The sequence below is a fragment of the Desulfurivibrio dismutans genome (assembly GCF_029210385.1).
In the GTDB taxonomy this organism is placed as follows: Bacteria; Desulfobacterota; Desulfobulbia; order Desulfobulbales; family Desulfurivibrionaceae; genus Desulfurivibrio; species Desulfurivibrio dismutans.
The window spans coordinates 1-24,178 of the sequence record NZ_JARGDQ010000006.1; the positions used below are offsets into that span (position 1 = coordinate 1).

The window sequence follows — 24,178 nt, forward strand, 5'->3', positions numbered from 1 at the left end:
GGGGGGGTGCTTGAGGGCAAGCAGCATGGAACCTGGACGGGGGGCGCGAGGCCCGGTAGCGACGGGTTTGCCGGCGGGTCGGGCGCATGGACGCGCATGAGGCCGCCGGCACCTCGGAGGCCGCCCAGGATGCCGACCTCCGATAATTAGTCGCTAGCGGGCTTCGCGGCACCCACCCCGGTGCCAAAACCAATAACCTTGACGATGCCAGGCTACCAGGGCAGTAGGTCCTGGTAGCCTGCTGTTGTTGCGGCAGGGTCCGCCATGTCCCGGCTCAGGTTGTGTGGTCCCAGCCGCCGCCCAGGGCTTTGATCAGCGCGATGTTGGCCTGCAGTAACTGATTCCTGGTCTGCAGTACCGCCCGTTCATGCCCCAGGGCGGATCTTTCGCTTTCGATGACTTCCAGGTAGCTGACCAATCCGGCCCGATAGCGATGATGGGCCAATTCGACGGTCTCCCGGGCGTGTTTCAGGGCTCTTTGCTGGCTATGCTGCTGTTCGGTGAGCAGGGAAAGGGCTACCAGGGCGTCTTCCACTTCCTGCATGGCCTGCAGCAGGCTCTGCTGGTAATTGGCCAGGGCCTCTTCATGGGCTGCTTGGGCCTGGGCCAATTGCGCCCGGTTACGGCCGCCGTCAAAGATGGGCAGATTGATTTGCGGTCCGAAATTCCAGAAACGGTTGCCGCTGGTCAACAGGTTGGAAAGTTCGTTGCTGGCAAAACCCGCCGCCCCGGTCAGGCGAATGGCCGGAAAGAAGGCGGCCTGGGCGGCGCCGATCCGGGCGTTGGCGGCCATCAGTTTGCGTTCCGCCGCCGCTACATCGGGGCGCCGTTGCAGCAGTTCCGCCGGCAGCCCCGGTTTAACCGCCGGGATCTGGATCTCAGTCGGGGCAACCAGTGCTTGTTTGAAGCTGGAAGCCGGCTCACCCAGCAGCAGGGCCAGGGCATTCTCCACTTCGCTGCGCCGGTGCCGCAGCATGATCACTTCGGCCTCGGCGGCGGCCACTTCCGTTTCCGCCCGGCTTAAGTCTAGTTTGTCGCTTAAACCATGCTGGTAGCGGTTGGCCACCAGGCGCCGGTTTTCTCGCCGCAACTCGGCGGTCTTTTCCAGCAGGGCCGTTTCTCGGTCCAGGGTCAGCAGAGAAAAGTAGGTTCTGGCCACTTCGCTGTGAAGGGTTAAAAGAAAACTTTCCACTTCCGAGGCGCTGGCCTCCACCTCGGCCTCGGCGGCTTCGTTGAGCCGGCGCAATCTGCCGCGAATATCCAGTTCGTAACCAAGATCCAGGGGCAGGTTGAAGGTGGTAGTGGTTTGCCCTTCACCCAAAGGAGAAAGATCATCGGCGGTACGGCCCCGTTGCGCCGCCGGTTGTAAGTCCAGCCTGGGCAGCAGATCGGCCCGGCTGAGGCCGGCCGCGGCCCGGACTTGGTCCAGCCGTGCCACGGCCCCTTGCAGTTGGCGGTTATTGACCGCCGCTTTATCCTGCAGCTCATTGAGTACCGGGTCTTGGTAAATTTGCCACCACTGGCCCTTGGGCAGATCATCGGTGGGCATGGCCTGCTGCCAGATTTCTTCGTATCCTTCGGCGTAGCGGTACTCAACGGGCGGGTTGGTTTCGGGACGTTGATACTCCGGCCCCATGGTACAGCCGCTCAGCAGGACAACAATCAGGATTGGGCAGAACCTGCGCATCTATTCTCTCCATTTACTGAAAAGTGTTTAAGATTCGTGACTGGTCGACCTACCATTTGCCGTAGATCCCAATGTTATCGCTTTGTGTCGCCGGCTGGCCAGATTTTCCAGCAGGGCGTAGAACATCGGCACGAAAATCAGGGCTAAAGTACTGGCCGCCAGCATCCCGCCCAGCACCACTGTGCCGATTTCCTGGCGGCTGGCAGCACCAGCGCCGGAGGCGAAGACCAGGGGCAGGGTGCCGATGATAAAGGTCATGGCGGTCATGACGATGGCCCGGAAACGTTGGCGGGCAGCGGCCATGGCCGCTTCCGCCGGGCTCATCCCCTGGCGACGGTTCTGGGCCGCGAACTCGACAATCAGGATGGCGTTTTTGGCCGCCAGACCAATTAATACCAGCAAACCCACCTGAAAGTAAATATCATTGGGCAGTCCCCGCAGCAGAGCGGCCCCCGTCGCCCCGAAAACCGCCACCGGCACGGCGGAGGCCACCGCCAGCGGCAGGGTCCAGCGCTCGTACTGGGCGGCCAGGATCAGGAAGACCATCAGCATCCCCAGGCCGAAGGCCAGGCCGCCGGCCCCGGCGGCCACTTCCAGCTGGTAGGCCTCACCGATCCAGCCCAGCAGGGTATCGCTGCCGGATTCGCTTCGCCCCAGTTCGGCCACCACCGCCTCCAGGGCCTCTTTGGCCTGGCCGGAAGTGTAGCCCGGCGCCGGGTCGGCCATCAGCTTGGCGGCGGGATAAAGGTTGAAGCGGTTGATGATATCCGCCCCGCTGGTCCGCTCAAGTTTCAGCAGAGAACTCAGCGGCACCATCTCGCCGCCCTGGGAGCGGACGAAAACATGGCGCAGATCCTCGGGCTGGCTGCGAAATTCACCCTCGGCCTGCAGATTGACCTGCCACAGGCGCCCCAGGTAGCTGAAGTCGTTGACGTAATAAGAGCCGAAGGTGCTCTGCATGGCCTCGAAGATGGTGTTGACCGCAACCCCCAGCTCGCGGGCCTTTTCCCGATCCACCTCGGCCCGGTAGCGGGGGATACCGGCATCCAGGGTGGTGCGTACCTGGCCCAGCTCCGGGCGCTGGGTGGCCTGTTGCACCACTTGCCGGGCCAGGGCCTCGATCTCGGCCGGTGAGGTTGCCCCTCGCACCTGCAGGTAACCCTCCACCCCGCCGGTGAGCGACATGCCCATGATGGGCGGCGGGATAAAGGCGAAGATATTGGCCTCTTGGATGCCAAAACCCATGCCCATGGCCCGCTGGGCCACCGCCGCGGCGTGCTGCTCCGGAGCCCGCCGCTGCGACCAGTCGGTGAGGTTGGCAAAGCCGATCAGGGCGCTGGTGCGCAGGGAAGAGGCCAGCATATCGAAGCCGGCAAAGGCGGTGAACTCGGCGATCTCATCCTGGGCCTCCAGCATTTGGGAAAGGGTGTCGCGAACCTGGCTGGTGCGGGCCAGGGAGGAGGAAGGCGGCAGGTTGCCCACCACCAGGGCCACCCCCTGGTCTTCCTGGGGAAGCAGGCCGGTGGGCAGTCGCTCCAGCAGAGCCGCGGTCATTCCCAGCAGCCCGGCAAAAAGCAGCAGCCCCAGCATCCAGCGACGGACCAGGAAACCGGCACAGGCCACGAAAAAGTCGGTGGCGTACTCAAAAAGCCGGTTGAAGGGCTTGAAGGGGGCCATGACCGTGGTTTTTTGTCGGTCCAGTAGCTTGGCGCACATGGCCGGGGTCAGGGTCAGGGCTACTATCCCGGAGACCACCACCGACACCGCGATAGTAACGGCAAACTGGCGGTACAGCTCACCGCTCAAGCCGCCCAGAAAGGAGACCGGAGCAAACACCGCCACCAGCACCAGGGTGGAGGCCACCACCGCGCCGGCCACCTGGTCCATGGTGGCAAAGGCCGCTTCCTTGGCCTTCATCCCCTGTTCCTTCATCAGCCGTTCCACGTTTTCCATCACGATGATGGCGTTGTCCACCACAATACCGATGGAAAGCACCAGCCCGAAGAGGGTCAGCAGGTTGATGGAAAAACCGAAAAGCTGCATGCCGGCAAAGGTGCCGATCAGCGAGACGGGAATGGCCGCCACCGGAATCAGGGTGGCCCGGAAACGCTGCAAAAAAACAAAGGTGACCAAAATCACCAGCACCGCAGCGACCAAAATGGTCTTGATCACCTCCTGGATGGAAATCTGGACGAATTCGGTGGTGTCATAGGGCACCCGGTAGGCGATGTCGGCGGGAAAACGCTGTTCAATCTCGGCCAGGGTGTCATGCACCCGCTCGGCGGTGGCCAGGGCGTTGGCCCCGGGTTGCAGGTAAACCCCGATGGGCACCGTCGGTTGGCCGTTGTAGGTGGCCGAAAAGTCGTAACGCTGGGAGCCCAGTTCCACCCGGGCCACATCCCCCAGGCGCAGAATGGCGCCATCATCGCCGCTGCGCAGAATAACCTGTTCAAACTCCGCCGGGGTATTGAGTTGCCCCCGAGTGGTGACGGTATAGGTAAAGGCCTGGTCTTGGGGGGCCGGTTCGGCACCGATCTGGCCGGCGGCGAACTGGGCGTTCTGTTCCCGCAGGGCGGCGGCGATGTCGCCGGGGGTGAGTTGGTATTGGGCCAGCCGGTCCGGTTGCAGCCAGATGCGCATGGCGTAATCCTGACTGACAAACAGCGAGGCCGCACCAACCCCCGGCAGCCGGGCCAGTTCATCCACCACGTTGAGCAGGGCGTAGTTGCTCAAACTTAAAGTGTCGTGGCTGCCGTCCGGGGAAGTCAGCACCGCCACCAGCATCAGGTTGGTGGAACGGGCCTCCACCCGCACCCCCAGGTCCCGCACCCTTTGCGGCAGCCGGGGCAGGGCCGCCTGGACCCGGTTATTGACGTTGATCGCCGCCTGGTCCGGGTCGGTGCCCATGGCAAAGGAGACGGTGATCATCAGGGTGCCGGCGTCGGTGCTGGTGGATTCCTGGTAGAGCATGTTCTCCACCCCGTTGATCTCCTGCTCCAACGGGGCCGCCACGGACTCGGCCAGGGCCTCGGCATCGGCGCCGGGGTAGGCGGCCTGGACCACCACCTGGGGCGGTATCACGTCCGGGTACTGCTCCACCGGCAGGGTGTAGAGGGCCACCGCCCCGGCCAGCATGATGATGATGGAAATGACCGAGGCGAAAATGGGGCGTTCAATGAAAAAACGAAACATGCCTATTCCTCCGCCGGTGCCGTCTGCTCCGCCGGCTCGGAGGTTTGCAGCTGCACCGGCATGCCGTCTCGCAGGGCCGCCAGGCCGTTGATCACCAGCCGATCGCCCGCCGCCAGGCCGCTGATAATCACCTGCCGGTCTTCGATTATCGGCCCCAGTTCCACTTTCCGAGCCCGGGCGATATCGTCGCCATCCACCACAAAAACCTCAGCACCGTTACGGCTGCCGCCCACTGCCACCGCCGGAATCAGGAAAACCTCGGTGAGTTCGGCCAGGGCCAGCCTGATGCGCACAAACTGGCCGGGCACCAGTTGCTGGTCCGGGTTGGCGAAGATGGCCCGCCCGGTCACCGTGCCGGTGCGCGGGTCGATGGTGCCGGCGGTGAAATCGATCTTGCCGGCTTCATCATAACGGCGGCCGTCGGGCAGCAGCAGGGTGGCTTCCGGGTCCGCTGCCGGTTCCTGGTGATTGCCAACCAGTTGGCGGCCCAGTCGCCGGGCGGCGGCATCCTCTTCCGGCAGGGAAAAACGAACGTGCACCGGATCCAGGCTGGTGATGGTGGTAAGCAGGGTGCCCGGTTCAACCAGGCTGCCTTCGGTAAAGACTTCCAGCTCGGTAATCCCGGCAATGGGAGCGGTTACTTCGGTGTAGCGGCGGTTGCGGGCGGCATCGGCCAGCATGGCCTCGGCCAGCTCCAGGCGGGCCCGGGTCAGCTCCAGGTTGGCCAAGGCCTGGTCGCGCTCCCGTGCGCTAATTGCGGTATCCCGGAAAAGGGCCTCGGTGCGGCGCCACTCCCTTTGGGCCTGATTCAGGTTGGCCGTCGCCGCGGCCTGTTCCGCCTTGGCCTGGCGCCAGGCGATTTCAAAGGGTTCGGGGTCAATGAGAAAAAGCGGCTCATCTTTGGCCACCGTCGCTCCTTCCCGATAGAGTCGCTCTTCCAGGATGCCGCCCACCCGGGCCCGCACTTCCACCCGGCGGGAGCCGTGCACCCGGGCCGGGTATTCATTTTCGATCAGCACATCCTGAGGGCTGACGGTGGTAACGGTGACCGTGGGCGGCGGCATGCCGCCGCCAGCCGGGCCGTTTTGTTCATTTTCGGCGCAGGCGGTCAGAAAGATTAACGGCAGGATAAGCAGGCCAAGCAGTAACAGCCCCGGTTGACTTAACCCGGCACAGGTAAGCTTGGCAGAAGGCCAAAAGGGGCGGCGCTGTTGAGAATCCAACGGTGCTTTGGCCGGGTTGGCGGTGATCTTGGTGCGCATGAAAGTCTCCTTGCCGCAACCTGCGGCACCACGTGAACGCTTACTCTTGGTCGAACACTGTGATCAGTTACGGTTGGCCCGCTTCAAGTTTGCCGCACGGCGTCCCAAGCGGCCCGGGCGGTTTGGTCGATGATTTCCCGGTTGATGTCCAGGCGGCGGATGCTGTTTTCCTTGGCCAGGGCCACCAGCGGCCCCCAGGCCAGGGCCTCCAGCACCTTCATCGGCACCGCCTTGCACAGCCCCTGTGCCTGAGCTTCCCGCAGGACCTGGTAGATGATGCCTTGATCGTCGGGCAGGCGCGAGGAGGCGGCGGTGGCGTAGGGCGAATAGTAATAAAGCTCCATGAAACGAAATTCCGTCGGGTTACGGATAAACATCCGCAACAGTTCCCCAACCAGTTGCTGAAAACGCCGGGGCAGCGGGGCGGCGGCATCATAGCCGGCCAGCAGTTGTTGGTGGTAACGCTCTTGCAGGTCGTGGAAAAGCTCGTGGATCAGCGTTTCCTTGTCCTGGAAGTAACGATATATGGTGCCGACCCCGATCCCCGCCTCGCTGGCGATGGCGGAGGTGGGGGAACCATGCAGCCCCCGCTCGGCAAAAAGCCCCAGGGCGGCTTGCAGAATCAACTCCCGTTTGCCGGTTTTTGCTACGTCTGGTGTCATCGTTGGCTGGTCTCGTAAAAAGCGGCGGAGTGAACGTTCACTCCGCCGCAGGATAGGCCAATTGGTAAGCTTTGACAAGTCAAATTAACCATCAAATCAATAGAGTTCGCTAATGGCCTCGGCGGGGGAAACCCGGGGTGGAGCGGTGGGTACTTTGGCGGGATACCCCATCGGGGCCATGGCCACCGGGATCAGGTTGGGAGGCAGATCCAGCAGGCGGCTGATCTCGTCTTCGTGGAAGGCCCCCACCCAGACGCTGCCCAGCCCCTCGTCATGGGCCAGTAGCATCATCCCCATGAGGCTGGCGGCCACGTCCTGGACGGCATAAAGGTTGATCCCGCGGGCACCGTAGCGGGATTCAATGGCCCGGTCGGCGCAGGCCACGATTACCAGCGGGGCGGCGGCGACAAACCGCTGATTCAGGGCGGCGGCGGCCAACTCATTTTTTAGCTGCTCGTTATAGACAAAAAAGAATTTCCGGGCCTGCAGATTTCCGGCACTGGGCGCCCAGATCAGCGCTTGCTGCAACCTGTCCACCAGCTCGGCGGGCACCGGCTCGGGGCGGAATTTACGGATGCTGCGGCGATTTTTGATGGTCTCCAAAATACTCATGGTCACGACCTCCGTAGTTTTTTGCTTTTCCCGGCTCTTTGCCGCTGCTTTTTTTCCTCCAGCGCCGCCAGGCGTTTTTCTAGTTCCTCGCTGAGCTTGACCTTGCCTTCCAGGGCGCAGCCCCGGCGGCCGGGGATGCAGTCGTCGTGGAGCTTGCGACACTGATCCAGGTTGAGATCGTAGTTGCGGCAGGAAAAGGTCATGCGGCGGTCTCCCCGGTTTTGGAGCGGTTCTGGTGGACGGGGCTGGAACCGTGGTCGGTATCTACACCGGCACCTACACCGGCACCGGTACCGGCGGTGGCGGTGTATACCGGGTCGGCGGGAACCAAATCCGGCCGCAGGGCGCCGCTGGCGGCAGGCAGGCTTTTCAGATGCAGGTCGCGCTGCGGGTAGGGGATGGTGATCCCGGCCTCTTTGAAGGCTCGCCAGATGGCGATGTTGATCTCCGAGCGGACGTTGCCGCTGCCGGCCTCCGGGTCACCGATCCAGACCCGTAGCTCCAGGGCAATGCCGCTGTCGGCAAAAGCCAGCAGACGCACCGCCGGGACCGGGTCGGCAAGCACCCGCTCCGAGGCCGTCGCCGCCTGCACCATCAGGGCCATGGCCTCTTCGGGGTCGTCGTCGTAGCTGATCTGCACCGGGATCTTAAGGCGTACGTTGCGATCCCCATAGCTCCAGTTGATCACCTGGGTGGTGATCAGGGTCTCGTTGGGAATCAGGGTGTCGACCCCGTCCCGGTTGCGGACCACAATGTAGCGGGCCCGCATCTCCTCCACCCAACCGTACTTGTCGTCCACGGTGATTACATCGCCGGGCTTGACCGAATTGTCCATGATCAGGATAAAGCCGCTGATGAAGTTGGAGGCAATCCGCTGCAGGCCGAAGCCCAGGCCCACCCCCAAAGCGCCGCCGAAGACGGCAAAGGCGGTAAGGTCGATCCCCACCAGGTTCAGGGCCACCAGCAGGCCGATGGTAATCAGCAGGAATTTGGCAAATTTGGCCAGCCCCACCTGCATGGTGACGCTGAAATACTTGAAGGCATGCAACCGGCGTTCGATCAGGGCCGAAAGCCAGATGGCCACCACAATGGCCAGGCCTAGGAGCATGGTTATCTCAATGGCTGCCAGCAGGGAAATCCGGGTTTGCCCCACCCGCAGGGCCAAAGTGTCCAACCCGGCCCGCACCGCCGGTAGCCAGCCCACCAGGTGCAGCCCCACCACCAGCCAGATACCGGTGGCCAGAATATTTTCTCCGGCTTTCAGGGCCGGACTCGGAGCGAAACTCTTGCGCAGCATGTAAAGCAGGATGCGGATAATGGCCAAAGACAGCAGCAGGGGCATGGCCAGGTCCAGCAGCCCGTGGGGCAAATCGCGCGCCGCCATGACCTCCCGCCCCACCAGGACGAAAAAGAGCAGGCTCAGCGGCCAGACAATCCGCATGGCGCTGCGCAGGGTCAGGTGGCGCCAGCCCGTGCCGTCATCGGCGGTGTAAAGCTCCAGCCAGCGTTTAAGCCCGTGATGAACCGCCCAGGAGGCCAGCAGGGCCGGAATAATTATCGCCAGTTGCCACCAGTTGTCACTTTGCCGCCCCCAGGAGGCAATATTTTCGGCCAGAAAGTAAATGGCGTCCACGCTGATGTTCCTCCCTTGGTGGTCCGCTTAACAGCCCGTTTTTCAACGGGCTGTTAAGGCTCGTTGGTCCATTTTTGTCGGGGCAGGACACAGAGCATTTCCCCCAACAGGGGTTCCACCTCGGCGGCAAAACCGGCCCCGGCCTCTTCGTACAGGTTAAAGGCCACCTGCGCGCCGGCCTCTTCCAATTCCTTGGCGTCATCGGGGAACATGGCCAGGGCGGCGATGAAGCCGTTGAAGCCTGCTTCCTGCAGTTGTTTTAAGGCATAAAGGTTGGCATGGTGCTCGGGCATGGCCAGCAGCACCATCTTCAAATTGTCGTGCCGGGTGCGGTTCCAGAAACCGGGATCGGTGGCATCGCCGTGCACCACCCGCCGTCCCTTGCTCTGGTGTTCCTGCACCTTGTTGGCGTTGCTTTCCACTCCCACCACTATTTCGCCAAAATCATCGCGGATAAAATCATAGGCCCCGCTGCCGACCCGGCCCATCCCGAAGATGGCCACCACCGGCGCACTGAGGTCGATGGGCTCTTCCTCGGGATGACGGATTTCAGTCTCGTAGCGCTGCAGATAATGGTGGCTGATTTTATACAGCCAGTGGGACGCCTGGTTCAGGGGAGCGGCGACCATAAAGGAAATGGACAGGGCAATGGCGATGATCAGCATCCAGGAAGGATCCATCCAACCGTTGCTGACGCCCACGGCCCCGACGATCAAACCGAATTCGCTGTAGTTGGCCAAGCTCAGGGAGGCCAGCAGGGAGGAACGGGCCCGCAGCCGCAGCCGGGTGAGCAGCAGGAAAAAGAGCGCCACCTTGAGCGGCACCAGCAGCACCAGAAAGACGGCCAGGCCGATATCTTCCCAGCCGGGCAGGCCGCCCAGGCCGATCTGAACAAAAAAGCCCACCAGGAAAAGCTCTTTGAGGCTGAACAACCGGTCGGCAATTTCCGAGGCCCGCTTGTTGTTGGCCAGCAGCATCCCCAGGGCCAGAGCACCGAGGTCGGGTTTAAGCCCCACCAGGTCAAAGGAGGCCACCCCGATGGCCAGAGCCGCAAATAGTCCGAACATCGGCAGTAACTCGCCGTGGCCGCAGCGATTGAGGATATAATAGATGGCCGGTCGTACCAGCACCAGTCCCGCCAGCAATGGAATGGCCCACGGGGAGGGCAGTTTGCCGGTGGAGGCGGTGAGAAAGAGGACGGCAAAGACGTCCTGCATGATCAAAATACCCACTGCCGTGCGGCCGTGCAGGGAAAGGCTCTCTCCCTTTTCTTCCAGGATCTTGACGGCAAAGACGGTGGAGGAAAAACAGAGGGCGAAGCCCACCAGCAGGGCTTCGGTCAGTTCCAGGCCGGCAAAGGCCTGAATGCCCATAGCGCCGAACAGGGTGAAGGCCAGGCCGAAAACCATCACGGTGATCAGGGCATGCCCCGTGGCGCCGATCCAGACCTCCGGTCGGGCCAGGTTTTTAAGCTTAAGTTTGAGCCCGATGGTAAAAAGCAGCAGGGTGACGCCCAGGTCGGCGACGATTTCAATGGTGGGGTCGGGCTGGATCCCGAACCCATAAAATAAAAACCCGGCCAAAAGAAAACCCACCAGGGGCGGCAGCCCCACCTGGCGAGCAATAAAGCCCAGCAGAAAAGCCAGGGAGAGGGTAACCGGATAGGCCGTGATGACGGAGTATGGTTCCATGGGGCAGCTATGTCCTGAAATAGGAAAAAAAGGTGAAAAAAATCAGCGGCGATTGAAATCAAAGAGGATTTCGTTTTCCTTGAGCATGTCGTAGTGGCGCCGGGCCACTTCTTCGATGTATTGCGGGTCGTGCTGCAGGCGTTCGATCTCTTCCTGCAACTGCCGGTTTTCGGTTTCCAGCACCCGGTTTTCCTGCTGCAGGGCCGCCCGTTCCCGGGAAACCTGGCCGTACTGCCAGAGTCCGTAGGGGCTGAACAGCAACCACAGGGCCAGGGCCGCCAACACCAGCAGCACCAGTGGCCGGGAGGTTTTTTTTACGGGTTGTCTGTACTGATATGATCGAACCATGGTGATCTTAATATACCTTTGGCGCTTACTCTAATTTCATCATTCTGATGATGATTATTCCCGATTCGTAAAGCAGGTACATTGGCACCGCCATGAAGGAGAGGTTGACCACGTCCGGGGTGGGGGTGATCAGGGCGGCGACGATGGTCATGATCAGCACCGCGTATCCCCGGCCGCTTTCAAACTTGCGGCGCGGGCAGAGCCCGGTCTTGGCCCCGAAGATCATGAAGATCGGCAGCATGGCGATAAAGCCGAAGGCCAGCACGAAGACGGTGATAAAGGTGACGAACTTGCCCACCGCGATCACCGCCTGCAGCTGTTCGGACTGGTAACCCAAGAGAAAATTGACCCCTAAAGGCAGGGTGACAAAAAAACAGAACATGGTGCCGCCGTAAAAGAGCAGACAGCAAAAGATGACAAACCAGGCCCGGGTGGTGCGGGTCAGGCCGAAAGGCTCGGCCATGGCCTTCCAGAACCAGTAGACGAAAAAGGGCACCAGGGAAAACAGGGCCAGGGCCAGACCCAGCCGCACATGGGCCAGGAAGGGGTCGGTGACGGTGAAGTAGGCCAGTTCCTGGCTTAGGTGGTTCTGCAGAAAAATCAGCGCTCGGGGCGAGACCACGGTGAAAGCGGCGGTGGCCGCCACCAGGGTCAGGCCCAGGTAAAGGGAAGGCCCGCGCAGACTCCGGATGATCCGGGCCAGGGGATGACCTTGCCGGCGGGCCATAAATTAGAGCAGGTTGTCGCGGATAAAGTTGACGCCGTTTTTCAGCAGCAGCACGCCCTGGCCCTCTTCCGGCAACTCTTCCCTGGTCCAGCGGGGATGGTTGGTGCGGTGGAGGTAGGCCTCCGGATGGGGCATCAGGCCGAACAGCCGGCCGCTGGGGTCGCAGATGCCGGCAATGCCGCCGGGGGAGCCGTTGGGGTTGGCGGGGTAGGCCATGGTGGGCTCACCGGTTTCGCCATCGGCGTAACGCAGCACCACCTGTTTGTTTTCCTGCAGCAGACTGCAGACCCCCTCGCCGGCGCAGACGAACTTGCCCTCGCCGTGGCGGACCGGAAAGTAGAGTTTGTCCAATCCTTGGGTAAAGACGCAGGGGGTGTCCGGTTCGACCCTCAGGCGCACCCAGCGGTCTTCAAAGCGGCTGGAGTCGTTATGGGTGAGGCTGACCAGGCGATGGTCGTAGCGTCGTTCAAAACCCGGCAGCAGGCCCAGCTTGACCATCAGCTGAAAGCCGTTGCAGACCCCGAGGATCAGTTTGCCATCATTGATGAAGCGATAGAGCTGGTCCCGCAGCGGTTCTCCACCGGGTTTGACGGTGGCGTAGCGCCAGCGGTGGGCCCCGGCTTGGCCGGCGCCGAGGTCGTCGCCGTCGAGAAAGCCGCCGGCCAGGTTGAGCAGGTGGTAGTCATCCAGGCGGTACTCGCCGTGCAGCAGCTCGCTCATGTGGACGATATCCACTTGGTCGGCGCCGCCCAGCCGGCAGGCATGGGCCATTTCCATCTCGCAGTTGGTCCCGTAACCGGTAATCACCAAGGCCTTGACCTGTTTGCTCATTTCCGTGCCTCGTAAATTTTACTATTTATCCAGCCGACCGTCACTTTTGTGGCCGGGCCAGGTGGTAGGCAGCCACTTGATGGCGGCCAGCAGGAGTTGGTAATCGTCCAGCTCGGCCACGTTGTGGCGGTCAATCCCGGTTTGAGCCGGCGGGCTGATCTCGCCGCCGGCCACCCGCTGCCGGAAGTATTCCGGCTGATACAAGGTGTGCAGGTATTCCTGCTGCTGTTCCGGGGTGGGTTGCCACCCCTGCAGAATAATGGGATGGCGCAGCAGCGGCAGCATGGCCTCGCTGAATGTGTTGTAGGGTTCCAGCTCCTGGTCGGCCATCCATTTTTCCGGGGTGATCTCCCGAGGCTCGGCAAACCCCTGACAATGCTCTTCCCGCACCAGGACAAAAAGCTCCTGCAGGTGACTGCGGCAGGGGGTCATGCGCAGGCCGCGGCCGACGGGGTAGGCCCGACAGGCGGCGGGGCGGTCTTCATAAACCGCGCAGCCGTCAGCGCCGACAAAGGGGCAACGCTGGCGTTCATCTTCCAGCATGGACAGATAAACCAGGGGAAAGGCCTCGTCCGGCTGTCCCTCAATGGCCGCGTAGCGCTCCAAAAAGGTGGCGGAGTCCAGCCCCAGGCGGTGGCGCAGCCGCAGGGCGTCATAGGGGGTCAGGACCAGTTCCAGGGCCCGGCAGCATTCGGTGAAGCAGGGTACTTCCGGCCCGCAGTCGAAGGAAAATTTTTCGGTGGCCTGAATGGGCTGCACTTTCTCCGGTGGCTTGACACTCATAAATTACACCTGTTCGATTACCACTTTCTCCTCTTCGCTCTTGGCCATGTCCTCCTGACTGCCCGGCAGCATCATCAGCAGCGGACTGGCGACAAAGATCGAGGAAAAGGTGCCGACCACGATGCCAATCAGCAGCACCAGGGAGAAGTCGTGCAGCACTACGCCGCCATAAATCAGCAGCGAGATCAGCACCAGGGCGGTGGTCAGCGAGGTGATCACGGTACGGCTGATGATCTCGTTGACGCTGCGGTTGATCAGCTTCTTCAGATCATCCCCCGGCCGCTTCTTGATATTCTCCCGGATGCGGTCGAAGACCACCACCGAGTCGTTGAGGGAATAACCGGCGATGGTCAGCAGGGCGGTGACAATCAGCAGGGTAATTTCAATATTGAGCAGCCAGCAGATGCCCAGCACCACGATGACGTCGTGGAGGGTGGCGCCGGCCGCCGCCAGCCCGAAGCGCATCTGGAACCTCAGCGCCAGGTAGATCAATACCCCCAGCAGGGCGATGAGGATGGCCTGCAATGCCTTGTTGCGCAGGGTTTCGCTGATGGCCGAGCCGATTTCCGACTGGCTTTCCAGCCAAAACCCCTTGTCGCCCAATTGTTCGTTAAGGGCGGCGGTGATGGTGTTGGTAATCTGTCCCACCACTTCACGGTCCTCCTTGATGCGAACGATCAGCCGGTTTTCCCCCTCTACGTGCTGGGGCTGGGCGCCTTCCAGGCCGGCGGCGTTCAGCGCCTGGCGCACCTCGCCCAATTCGAAGGGCTGCTGGGCCTGGTACTGGGCCATGGTGCCGCCGGAAAAATCAACCCCCAGGTTGGCCGTGCCCCGGTAAATCCCGACAAAGGCCACCACGCCGACCAGCAGCATGATGCCGGAAATCCCGAAGGCGTAACGGCGCAGCCGCATGAAATCAATGCCGGGATTGGTCAGCAGGGTCAGGAAACGGATTTCTTTGAGTTTGCGCTTGCTGTGCAGCACATCGTAAACGATCTTGGTGCCGAACAGGGTGGTGATCAGGTTGAAGGTAACGCCCAGGGAGAGAGTGACGGCAAAACCCTGGATGGGACCGGTGCCGAAGAGAAACAGGGCCAGGGCGGTGATCAGGGTGGTCACCTGGGAGTCGATGATGGTGGAAAAGGCCTTGTTGTAGCCGCCTTCCACCCCGGACTTGACGGTCTTGCCCAGGGCGAACTCTTCCCGCATCCGTTCAAAGATCAGCACGTTGGCATCCACCGCCATGCCGATGGCCAGGATGATGCCGGCAATACCGGGCAGGGTCAGGGTGGCCTGGAGCATGGCCAGGCCGGTGAAGATAAAGAGCACGTTCAACAGCAGGGCGGCGTTGGCGATCACCCCGGACAACCGATAATAAATCACCATGAAGACGGCCACCATCAAGGCGCCGAAGAGACCGGCGATGATACCGCGCTGGATGGAGTCCTGCCCCAAAGAGGCGCCGACCGTGAGGTTCTGAATGATATCCACCGGGGCGGGCAGGGCACCCACCCGCAGCACGATGGCCAGGTCGGAGGCCTCGCCGTGGCTGAAGCCGCCGCTGATCTGGGCGCTGCCGCCTAAAATCCGTTCCCGGATCACCGGGGCCGAGCGCACCACCTCATCCAGCACAATGGCCAACTGCCGGCCCACGTTGCGTTCGGTGATCTGGCCAAAGAGTCGGCCGCCACGGGCGGTAAGGTCCAGGCTGACGTAAGGTTCGTTGAAGGTGCCGCCCACCCGCACCCGGGCGTCGCGGACCATTTCCCCGGTCATTAAAGAGGTGGTGTAGAGCAGGATCGGCTCCAGCCGTTCCTGGCCGGTATCGCGGTCCACCCGGCGGTGGAAATAAATCTCCCGCTCCTCCGGCAACTGGCCGCGCAGGGCCTGATTGAGCTGCTGCCGGTCGCCGCCCCGTTCCCATTGCCCGGCCTCGATGGCCTGGTTGATCAAGCGATCCAGATCCACGACGCCGGAATCATCCACCAGCTTGAACTCAAGCTGGGCGGTTTGGCCGATGAGGTCGATGGCCCGATCCGGGTCGCGCACCCCGGGCAACTGGACCACGATTTCATCGACCCCCTGGCGGACGATTACCGGCTCGGCCACCCCGAACTGATCGATGCGGTTACGGATAATCTCCAGCGACTGGCGCACCGCGTTTTTTTCAATGAAGTCGAGCTGTTCATCATCCAGGGAAAGAAAAACCCGGGGAAAGGTACCTTCCTCACTTTCCACCCGGATCTTGAGGTTGGGGAAATCATTGGCCACCGTCCGTTCCACGGTGTTGAGAGCCTCGACGTTGGGCAGGGTGAAGACGGCGGTGTGGGCGTCGTCGTGACGGGCTCGCACCAGGGTGATGCGCTCATCCCGCATGGTGGCCCGCAACTCTTCGGCGGCCAGGTCCAGGGAGTTGGCAATGGCCTGGTCGATATCCACCTTAAGCACCAGGTGCATGCCGCCCTGCAGGTCCAGTCCCAGACGCAGTCCTTCCGGGGCCAGGTTCTTTTTCCACCAGCCGGGCACCGACACCGACAACGAGGGCAGAACAGTGATCACGGAAAAGACGATCATGAAAAAGAGCAGGCCGATTTTCCATTTTAACGAGCTGGGCATGGATACTCCTGAATGTGGCGCCGCAAAAGCGGCGGTTGGAATTTTAATGGTATCGCAAAAAACCGCCAAACGTGCTGGTCGGTAATGCGAAAACAAGTAGTTACAAAACGTACCCCGTCAGTGTCATCGCTACCTTTGTGGCGCCGACAATAGTACCGATAAAAACGAGAGATTATACCCGAAACCGGGGGGAAATCAAAGGGCACTTTTGGCAGCCGGTAGAAATTTTTCAAACAAAGTCATTGGTTTTGGCGCCGAGTTTAGCGGTCCCCATCCTGGTGCGGCTTTGGCGTGACTTTTCCGCACCAGGTTTTCCAGGTTGCATGAAGGTTCGTGACGATATATTATACGTAGCTTTTTGTATGTGGTTTTTTTGTGTTGATGACCTAATTAACTGGCGTTATAACCGAGTGGAATTATGCGAATAAAAACAGTAAGCAGTGAACTGCAGGACCGTTCGGGCCTGGAACTGGCCCGAATCGCTGCCGCAGCAGCTTTGGATATGAAGGCAGAAAACCTGGTTATTTTGGATGTCCGGGGGCTGTCGTCGGTGACCGATTATTTTGTGCTGATGAACGGTCGCTCCACCCGCCACGTGCAGAGCCTGGCGCGGGCAGTGGAGGAGTCCCTGGCCAGTAAACGCCTGAAAAGCGGCGACACCGAGGGCCTGGCCGAGGGACTGTGGGTGCTGCTGGATTTCAACGATCTGGTGGTGCATATCTTTTACCGGGATCTGCGGGAGTTTTATGATCTTGATGGTTTGTGGCACGATGCCGAACGGATAATCCCCGAGGAAGAAGCTCCCGCCAAGAATTCGGCTGAAAAAACCAACCCCGGCAAAGGCTGAACCATGAGCAGGCAGATCCGGCCGGTGATGCTGGCTATTTTAGACGGCTGGGGCGAGGCGCCAGCGGGGCCGGGCAACGCCGTGCATTTGGCGCACACCCCCAACATGGACCAATGGCGGCGGGAATACTCCTTTACTACCCTGACCGCCCACAACGGGGCGGTGGGGTTGCCCGCGAGCCAGATGGGCAACTCCGAGGTGGGCCATCTCAATATCGGCGCCGGTCGCGTAGTCTACCAGGATTTCACCCGCATCGGGCTGGCGGTGCAAAACGGCGAGTTTTTCGCCAACCCAACCTTGAACGGGGTTATCGACCAGGTGCTGGCCGCCGATGGTACCCTGCACCTCATGGGGCTGGTCTCCGACGGCGGGGTGCACAGCCATTTGGACCACCTGGTGGCCCTGCTTGAACTGGCCGCCCGCCGCGGCCTGGCCAAAGTTCTGGTGCACGCCTTCATGGACGGCCGGGACACCCCGCCGGATGGCGGCCAAGGCTACATGCAAACCCTGCTGGCCGCCATGCAGCGGCTCGGGGTAGGGCGAGTGGCCACGGTCTGCGGCCGCTACTACGCCATGGACCGGGACAAACGCTGGGACCGGGTGCACCTGGCCTGGCAGGCGGTGGTGGACGGCCAAGGGCAATTTACCGCCGCCGACCCCCTGGCGGCGGTGACCGAGGCCTATGAACGTGGCGAAACCGACGAGTTTATTAAACCAACGGTAATCCGGCCCACGGAAAACCAGGAGGCGGTCGGCAAAAGCGGGGCCGCCAGCCACGGTACGCCAGCGGCGGATACCGCTGCCGCTGATGCCCCGTTGCTCAACGACGGCGACGGCGTGATCTTCTTCAACTTCCGCGCCGACCGGGCCCGCCAGTTGACCGCCGCCCTGACCATGGACGATTTCGACGGCTTCCCCCGCCCCCGCCGGCCCAAGCTGAGCGGCTTTGCCACCATGACCCGGTACGAAAAAGAGTTCAGCCTGCCGATGGCCTTCCCGCCCCAGGAACTGCACCGCATCTTGGGCGAAGAGGTCAGCCGCCACGGCCTGCGCCAACTCCGGATTGCCGAAACGGAAAAGTACGCCCACGTCACCTACTTCTTCAACGGCGGCCGGGAAGAACCCTTTGCCAACGAGGACCGGGCCCTGATTCCCTCCAACCGCGAGGTGGCCACCTACGACCTCAAACCGGAGATGAGCGCCCCGCAGGTCACCGAAGAACTGCTGCGCCGCCTGCACAGCGAAGAGAAAAAAGGCGATGACGCCACTTCCCCCGCCGCCGCTGTTGCCGCCCAGCCTGTTGCCGCCGACCTGCCTTATTCCCTGGTAATCCTCAACTTCGCCAACGGCGACATGGTGGGCCACAGCGGCGTGCTGCCGGCGGCCATCAAGGCCTGTGAAACGGTGGACCACTGCATCGGTCGAGTGGTGGATGCCTTTACCGGGGCCGGCGGCATCGTCCTGATCACCGCCGACCACGGCAGCGCCGAGGAGATGCTGGATAAAAACGGCGGCCCGATGACCGCCCACAGTTGCAACCCGGTACCGCTAATCCTGATCGACCGAGAGGCCGCCCCCGGCACCTACCGGCTGCGCCAGGATGGCTCCCTGCCCAACCTGGCCCCCACCATCCTGCAGTTGATGGGCCTGCCGGTACCAAATGAAATGGACAGCGAAAGTTTGCTTGAGAAGTTGGAGAAGAGAGATTGAGTTTGGCCAAAAGTTAACCGGGAAGGCCGAGTTGTGGCCAAAGAGAGTCAACCGGTGGTTCGGTCCTCTGTTTTCGCGGGTTTGGCCGCTGCCGGAGGACAGGACGTCCGGGAGGCGGCGGCCCCCTCGGAGGCGGGCAGGATGCCCGCCGAGAATGAGCGAAAACAGAGGGCCGAACCACCGCTAACGGGCATCAAGAGAAACCCCCAATAACGCCAACAAGGAACAAAAATGCGCTATATTTCAACCAGGGGCGGCATCACTCCCATCCCCTTCAGCGAAGCGGTAATGATGGGCCTGGCCAACGACGGCGGCCTGCTGCTGCCGGAAAAATTACCGCCGGCCACCAGCGACGAAATCGCCGCCTGGCGGCAGCTCGACTACCCGGACCTGGCGGTGGCGGTACTCAGCCGCTTCATCGACGACATCCCCCATGTTGACCTGGAACGACTGGTGAAAAAATCCTACGCCGGTTTTCAGCACCCCGAAGTCACGCCGATAGTAAAGCATGGCGAGTGCCACATCCTGGAACTCTTTCACGGCCCCACTCTGGCCTTCAAGGACGTGGCCCTGCAGTTGCTGGGCAACATCTTTGAATATCTGCTGGCCAAATCCGGCGGCCGCATGAACATCATCGGGGCCACCTCGGGGGATACCGGCAGCGCCGCCATTTACGGAGTGCGGGGCAAGGAGCGGATCAACATCTTCATCCTCCATCCCCAAGGGCGGGTCAGCCCCATCCAGGAACGGCAGATGACCACGGTGCTGGATGACAACGTGTACAACATCGCCGTCCAGGGCACCTTCGACGACGGCCAGGCCATCGTCAAAAAGCTCTTCGGCGACCTGACGTTCAAGGAAAAACACCAGCTTGGGGCCATCAACTCCATCAATTGGGCCCGTATCGTGGCCCAGGTGGTCTATTACGTTTACGCCGCCCTGAAGCTCACCGGCGAGGGTCGGCCCGGTCAGGTGGACTTTGCCGTGCCCACCGGCAACTTCGGTGATATTTTTGCCGGTTTTGTCGCCCGACGATTGATTCCCGAACAGATCGGCCAACTGATTCTGGCCACCAACGAAAACAACCTGCTCACCCGTTTCGTGCAGGCCGGCGATTATTCGGTGAGCAGCGTGCGGCCCACCTCCAGCCCCTCCATGGATATCCAGGTGGCCAGCAACTTCGAGCGTTATCTCTACTACCTCAACGATCAGGACGCCCGGCGAACCAGCCGGGATATGGAACAGTTCGCCGCCACCGGTAGCCTGCAGTTTGACCCCGCCCGGCTGGCGCGCATCCAGCAGGATTTTGTCTCCCGGAGCGCCGACGAGCCAGCCACCAAGGCCACCATCCGTGACTTTCACCAGGCCCATGACTACCTGCTGGACCCCCACACCGCCGTGGGCGTTTATGCCGGCCTGGCCTGCCGGCGGGCCGACATCCCACTGGTCTGCCTGGCCACCGCCCACCCCGCCAAGTTTGGCGAGGCGGTGGAAGCGGCCATCGGTCGGCCGCCGGAGTTGCCGCCGGCCCTGGCGGCCCTGGAAAACCTGGAAAGCCGCTGCCGGGTACTGCCGGCCGAAGAGTTGGTGATCAAGGATTTTGTGGCGCAGCATGCGCTGTAATTGATGACTTCGCAAGAAGTCATCAACGTGCTCATGGATGGACTTTTTGCGACTTCAGCCGTAATTGGGAGTTTATTGGTTCTGGGTAGGGCTTGCAAGTTGTTCCCGGAAATTCCTGCCTCAGTAAAGCAGCCAGGAGGTTTTGATTTTGTCGCTTGCCAGTCAAACCACAAACGCGCCGGAAGATTTTGTACAACGGGTGGAGGTCGCGCGGGATTTTTTGGCCGCCCGTTTAGCCGCTACCCCGGAGGTGGTGCTGATCCTGGGCACCGGCCTGGGCGGGGTGGCGGATTTGGTGGAAGAGCCTCGGATTTTGCCCTATGCCGAAATTCCCCACTTCCCCCGTGCCACCGTCCCCAGTCATGCCGGCAACCTGGTCTGCGGTCGGCTGGGGGGCAAACAGGTGGCGGTGCTGCAAGGCCGCTTTCACTATTATGAGGGCTACAGCACCCGGGAGTTGACCATGCCGCTGCGGGTATTCTCCCGCCTGGGCACCCGGACCCTGATCACCACCGGCTGTGCCGGCGGCCTCAACCCGCAGTACGCCCCCGGCACCCTGATGCTGCTTAGCGATCATCTCAATCTGATCCCCGACAACCCCCTGCGGGGGCCCAATAACCAGGACTGGGGAGAACGCTTTCCCGATCTCTCCCGGGCCTACGACCCGGAGTTGCGTCGCCTGGCCCGGGAATGCGCCGGCAGCCTGGGTATCGACCGGCTGCAGGAAGGGGTTTACGTGGCCATTGGCGGCCCCAGCCTGGAAACCCCGGCGGAGACCCGTTACCTGCGCCACTGCGGGGCCGACGCGGTGGGCATGTCGATGGCCCCGGAGGTCATCGTGGCCCGCCACGCCGGCCTGCGGGTGCTGGGGCTGGCGGTGGTGGCCAACGTCAACGACCCCGACAACCAGCAGCCCATTTTGCTGGATGAAATCATCCGGGAAACCGAGGCCTGCGCCCGGCGGGTCCATGATCTGGTACTGGAACTGTTGCGGCGACTGTAGGGGGAAGCATGGCTGCAAACAAATTGAGCGCGGCCGGCGATGATGGGCGGTGAAAAACCCCAGGGGTCGTTGATGTCTGGCCGAGGTCCGCAAGGTTGTGGACGAGTGGCCGGCAAAAGAGAAAAAATAAGCGGATACGCCCATGAGTGACGCACCTGTTGATTTACTGTTGACCGCCGGTAGGGTACTGACCCTGGATGACCGGAACCGTGAGTTCACCGACGGCGCGGTGGCGGTGCGGGGCAGCGAGATCGTCGCCGTCGGTCCTGCCGCCGACCTGGCCGCCCGTTGGCCCCGGGCCCCCCGGCTCGACACCCCCCACGGCCTGCTGCTGCCGGGGCTGATCAACTGCCACACCCATGTGGCCATGAGCTGTTTCCGGGGCCTGGCCGATGACCTGCCCCTGATGACCTGGCTCACCGAACACATCTTCCCCGCCGAGGCCAAACTCACCGCCGAGATGGTCTACCACTCCAGCCTGCTGACCATGGCCGAGATGATCCGCTCCGGCACCACCAGCTTCTGCGATATGTACCTTTTCACCGCCCAGGTGGCGGCGGCCGCCGCCGACAGCGGGATGCGGGCCTGGGTGGGGGAAGTGCTTTACGACTTCCCCTCGCCCTGCTACGGTGAACTCGCAAGTGGTTTTCGTTATCTTGAACGGTTGTTTGCCGATTACGCCGGGCATGAGCTGGTCACCATCACCGTCGATCCCCACGCCGTCTACACCTGCTCGCCCGATCTGTTGCAGCGGTTGCACGGAGTGGCCCAACGCCACGGCACCTTATATCATGTGCATCTGGCGGAAACCCGGGACGAGGTCAAAGGGTGCCTGGATAAATACGGTAAACGCCCGGTGGCCCATCTCGACGCCCTGGGGGTGCTGGACGAACGCACCGTGGCGGCCCACGGGGTCTGGCTGGAGCCCGATGAAATCGAGCTGCTGGCCCGGCGCGGCGTTAAAGTGGTTCATTGCCCGGAAAGCAACATGAAGCTGGCCTCCGGCATCTCGCCGGTGCCGGAGCTGCTGGCCGCCGGGGTTACCGTGGGGCTGGGCACCGACGGGGCGGCCAGCAACAACGATATCGACCTGTTCAGCGAAATGGACATGGCGGCCAAGTTGCACAAGGTCAATAAAATGGACCCCACCGTCCTGCCCGCCGTCGAGGTGCTTGCCATGGCCACCCGTCAAGGAGCGCAGGCGCTGGGGGCCGGGGCGACCATCGGCAGCCTGGAGCCGGGGAAAAAGGCCGACTGCATTGTCCTTGATCTGCGGCATCCCCATCTTACTCCCTTGTACCATGCCGCTTCACAACTGGTTTACGCCGCCCGCGGCGCTGATGTAATCCACTCCCTGATCAACGGCCGGCTGTTGATGCAGGATCGCCGTCTGCTGACCATCGATGAAGCGGCGCTGGGTCGACAAATGCGGGATATCCAGGCCCGCCTGGCCGAAAAAGCGGCCTGAGGAAAATGCCATGAATCTGACCCTGATGCACCGGCTGCTGCTGGTGGCCGCCCTGATTGGCTGGACCCTGACCGTGGGCGGTTTTTTCTTTTGGGACTTGCGCCTGGCCCGGGAGCACATGGAAGAGCTGGCCATCAAAGAGGCCCGCAGCAATTTTAATAAGGACCTTTCCTTTCGCCTGTGGGCCAGCCGTCATGGCGGAGTATATGTGCCGGTTGACGAACGCACTCAACCCAGCCCCGGGCTGGAGCACCTGCCGGAAAGGGATATCTTAACCCCCTCCGGCCGACAGTTAACTTTGATGAATCCGGCCTATATGCTGCACCAAATGATGGCCGAATACGGTGATTATTACGGGGTGCATGGGCGGATAGTTGGTTTCCGGCCGATCAACCCGATTAACGCCCCGGACTACTGGGAGAGATCGGCGTTGTCCCGCTTTCAGCAGGGCGCTGAAGAAGTGCTGGAGTTTTTTCCCGACGGAGATCTCCGTTTGCGCTTAATGCGACCGATCGAGGCCAGGGAAAGTTGTCTGAAGTGCCACACTGTACAAGGATACCAGGTCGGCGATGTTCTTGGTGGGATCGGTGTCAGTGTCTCGCTGCAACCATATCTGGAAACCCTGGTGAACACCCGCAAAAGCCGGACCACCTTTTTTGGTGTGATCTGGATCCTGGGGATGACGGTCATCTTGTTGCTGAACACGCAGATTCTGCGGCGGCTGCGAGCCCAAGATGAACACGAAAAGGAACTCAGGGCCCAGCGGCGAGCTCTGCGCCGGGCCAATACCGACCTGACCCGGCTGGCCGAGGTCTCCGCTCATCACCTGCAGGAGCCATCCCGGCGGTTACTCACCTTCAGTCAGTTGTTGCGCGATCGACTCAACGGCGCGCAGACGGACCCGGAAGTCGCCCGGGCCCTGGAGTTTGTCGAGCATAATGCCACCTATCTGCGCAATCTGGTGCGGGATATCAAGCAGTTTCTGGATGCCGACCAACCTCGCGCCACCATGACCGAAGTGCCGATGGAGCAGGTTGTCGAGCAGGTGTGGCAAAATTTGTCGCCCCTGGTCAGGGAAAGCCGGGCGGAAATCAATGTGCTGCCGTTGCCGCCGGCCTTTTTCGATCTGCCGCGCCTGCAGGATGTTATTTTTGTTTTGCTGGAAAACGCCATGCTGTACGGAGTATCGGAAAAACCGCCCAAGATCGAGATCAGCGGTGAAGCACTGGGGACCATGAACCGCTATCGGGTCAGTGATAATGGGCCGGGAGTACCGTCAAGCTATCGCCTGCGGGTCTTTGAGATTTTTGAACGGCTCAACGGCGGCAGCCGCGGTACCGGCATCGGTCTGCCCATTGCCCGCCGCATCGTGGAAAGCGCTGGCGGCGAAATTGCTCTGGAAACTTCCGAGAGCGGTGGCTTGTGCGTGGTGTTCACCCTACCTGCTCAGCCGCCGGCTGGATCTTAAATTGCTGGAGATGGC

At 61.8% G+C, this 24,178-nt stretch carries 19 protein-coding genes; 6 read left to right on the top strand and 13 right to left on the bottom strand.

The features are described from left to right. Positions 1-274: 274 nt before the first annotated feature. From P0N66_RS08095 to secD, 13 genes are all read right to left on the bottom strand, one after another. Positions 275-1,687: an efflux transporter outer membrane subunit gene (locus P0N66_RS08095; protein ID WP_275804164.1), complete on the bottom strand. Its 1,413-nt coding sequence runs from the start codon at positions 1,685-1,687 to the stop codon at positions 275-277. Between the two features lie 27 nt (positions 1,688-1,714). Further along, positions 1,715-4,879 carry an efflux RND transporter permease subunit gene (locus P0N66_RS08100; protein ID WP_275804165.1) on the bottom strand — a complete coding sequence of 1,055 codons (3,165 nt, stop codon included), beginning with the start codon at positions 4,877-4,879 and terminating at the stop codon, positions 1,715-1,717. 2 nt (positions 4,880-4,881) lie between these two features. Next, a complete protein-coding gene (locus P0N66_RS08105; protein WP_275804166.1) occupies positions 4,882-6,141 on the bottom strand; it encodes an efflux RND transporter periplasmic adaptor subunit in 1,260 nt (419 codons plus the stop codon). An 83-nt stretch (positions 6,142-6,224) separates the two neighbouring features. Continuing rightward, entirely contained in the window at positions 6,225-6,803 is a 579-nt protein-coding gene (locus P0N66_RS08110) for a TetR/AcrR family transcriptional regulator (protein WP_275804167.1), read from the bottom strand. A 96-nt stretch (positions 6,804-6,899) separates the two neighbouring features. Continuing rightward, the gene (locus P0N66_RS08115) at positions 6,900-7,415 is read right to left on the bottom strand and encodes a nitroreductase family protein (RefSeq protein WP_275804168.1); all 516 of its coding nucleotides are present in this window, start codon (positions 7,413-7,415) and stop codon (positions 6,900-6,902) included. Between the two features lie 2 nt (positions 7,416-7,417). After that, positions 7,418-7,618 (bottom strand): hypothetical protein, encoded by a 201-nt coding sequence (locus P0N66_RS08120; RefSeq protein WP_275804169.1) that lies wholly within the window; start codon positions 7,616-7,618, stop codon positions 7,418-7,420. Beyond that, entirely contained in the window at positions 7,615-9,048 is a 1,434-nt protein-coding gene (locus P0N66_RS08125) for a mechanosensitive ion channel family protein (RefSeq protein ID WP_275804170.1), read from the bottom strand. Before P0N66_RS08125 ends, P0N66_RS08120 begins: the two co-directional genes overlap by 4 nt. 53 nt (positions 9,049-9,101) lie before the next feature. Further along, the gene (locus P0N66_RS08130; RefSeq protein ID WP_275804171.1) at positions 9,102-10,739 is read right to left on the bottom strand and encodes a cation:proton antiporter family protein; all 1,638 of its coding nucleotides are present in this window, start codon (positions 10,737-10,739) and stop codon (positions 9,102-9,104) included. A gap of 42 nt (positions 10,740-10,781) precedes the next feature. Beyond that, the gene (locus tag P0N66_RS08135; RefSeq protein WP_275804172.1) at positions 10,782-11,087 is read right to left on the bottom strand and encodes an FtsB family cell division protein; all 306 of its coding nucleotides are present in this window, start codon (positions 11,085-11,087) and stop codon (positions 10,782-10,784) included. Between the two features lie 25 nt (positions 11,088-11,112). Beyond that, entirely contained in the window at positions 11,113-11,814 is a 702-nt protein-coding gene (tatC, locus tag P0N66_RS08140) for a twin-arginine translocase subunit TatC (protein ID WP_275804173.1), read from the bottom strand. A 3-nt stretch (positions 11,815-11,817) separates the two neighbouring features. After that, on the bottom strand, positions 11,818-12,645 hold the full coding sequence (locus P0N66_RS08145; protein ID WP_275804174.1) for a phosphoribosylformylglycinamidine synthase subunit PurQ: 828 nt from the start codon (positions 12,643-12,645) through the stop codon (positions 11,818-11,820). Positions 12,646-12,666: 21 nt separating this feature from the next. Further along, complete coding sequence (locus P0N66_RS08150) at positions 12,667-13,428, bottom strand: YkgJ family cysteine cluster protein (protein WP_275804175.1); 762 nt, start codon at positions 13,426-13,428, stop codon at positions 12,667-12,669. Positions 13,429-13,431: 3 nt separating this feature from the next. After that, positions 13,432-16,044, bottom strand: a complete 2,613-nt coding sequence (gene secD / locus P0N66_RS08155) for a protein translocase subunit SecD (protein ID WP_275804176.1) — start codon at positions 16,042-16,044, stop codon at positions 13,432-13,434. Between the two features lie 418 nt (positions 16,045-16,462). Between secD and rsfS the strand changes: the two genes are divergently transcribed. The 6 genes from rsfS (at position 16,463) to P0N66_RS08185 (ending at position 24,163) form a co-directional block, all read left to right on the top strand. After that, positions 16,463-16,891, top strand: coding sequence for a ribosome silencing factor (gene rsfS, locus P0N66_RS08160; protein WP_275804177.1), 429 nt, complete (start codon positions 16,463-16,465; stop codon positions 16,889-16,891). 3 nt (positions 16,892-16,894) lie between these two features. Further along, positions 16,895-18,601: a 2,3-bisphosphoglycerate-independent phosphoglycerate mutase gene (locus P0N66_RS08165; RefSeq protein WP_275804178.1), complete on the top strand. Its 1,707-nt coding sequence runs from the start codon at positions 16,895-16,897 to the stop codon at positions 18,599-18,601. Positions 18,602-18,832: 231 nt separating this feature from the next. Continuing rightward, a complete protein-coding gene (thrC, locus tag P0N66_RS08170; RefSeq protein WP_275804180.1) occupies positions 18,833-20,224 on the top strand; it encodes a threonine synthase in 1,392 nt (463 codons plus the stop codon). A gap of 148 nt (positions 20,225-20,372) precedes the next feature. Continuing rightward, complete coding sequence (locus P0N66_RS08175) at positions 20,373-21,227, top strand: purine-nucleoside phosphorylase (protein WP_275804181.1); 855 nt, start codon at positions 20,373-20,375, stop codon at positions 21,225-21,227. Positions 21,228-21,369: 142 nt separating this feature from the next. Continuing rightward, positions 21,370-22,695 carry an amidohydrolase family protein gene (locus P0N66_RS08180; protein WP_275804182.1) on the top strand — a complete coding sequence of 442 codons (1,326 nt, stop codon included), beginning with the start codon at positions 21,370-21,372 and terminating at the stop codon, positions 22,693-22,695. Between the two features lie 10 nt (positions 22,696-22,705). Continuing rightward, positions 22,706-24,163 carry a sensor histidine kinase gene (locus tag P0N66_RS08185; protein ID WP_275804183.1) on the top strand — a complete coding sequence of 486 codons (1,458 nt, stop codon included), beginning with the start codon at positions 22,706-22,708 and terminating at the stop codon, positions 24,161-24,163. Positions 24,164-24,178 lie beyond the last annotated feature (15 nt).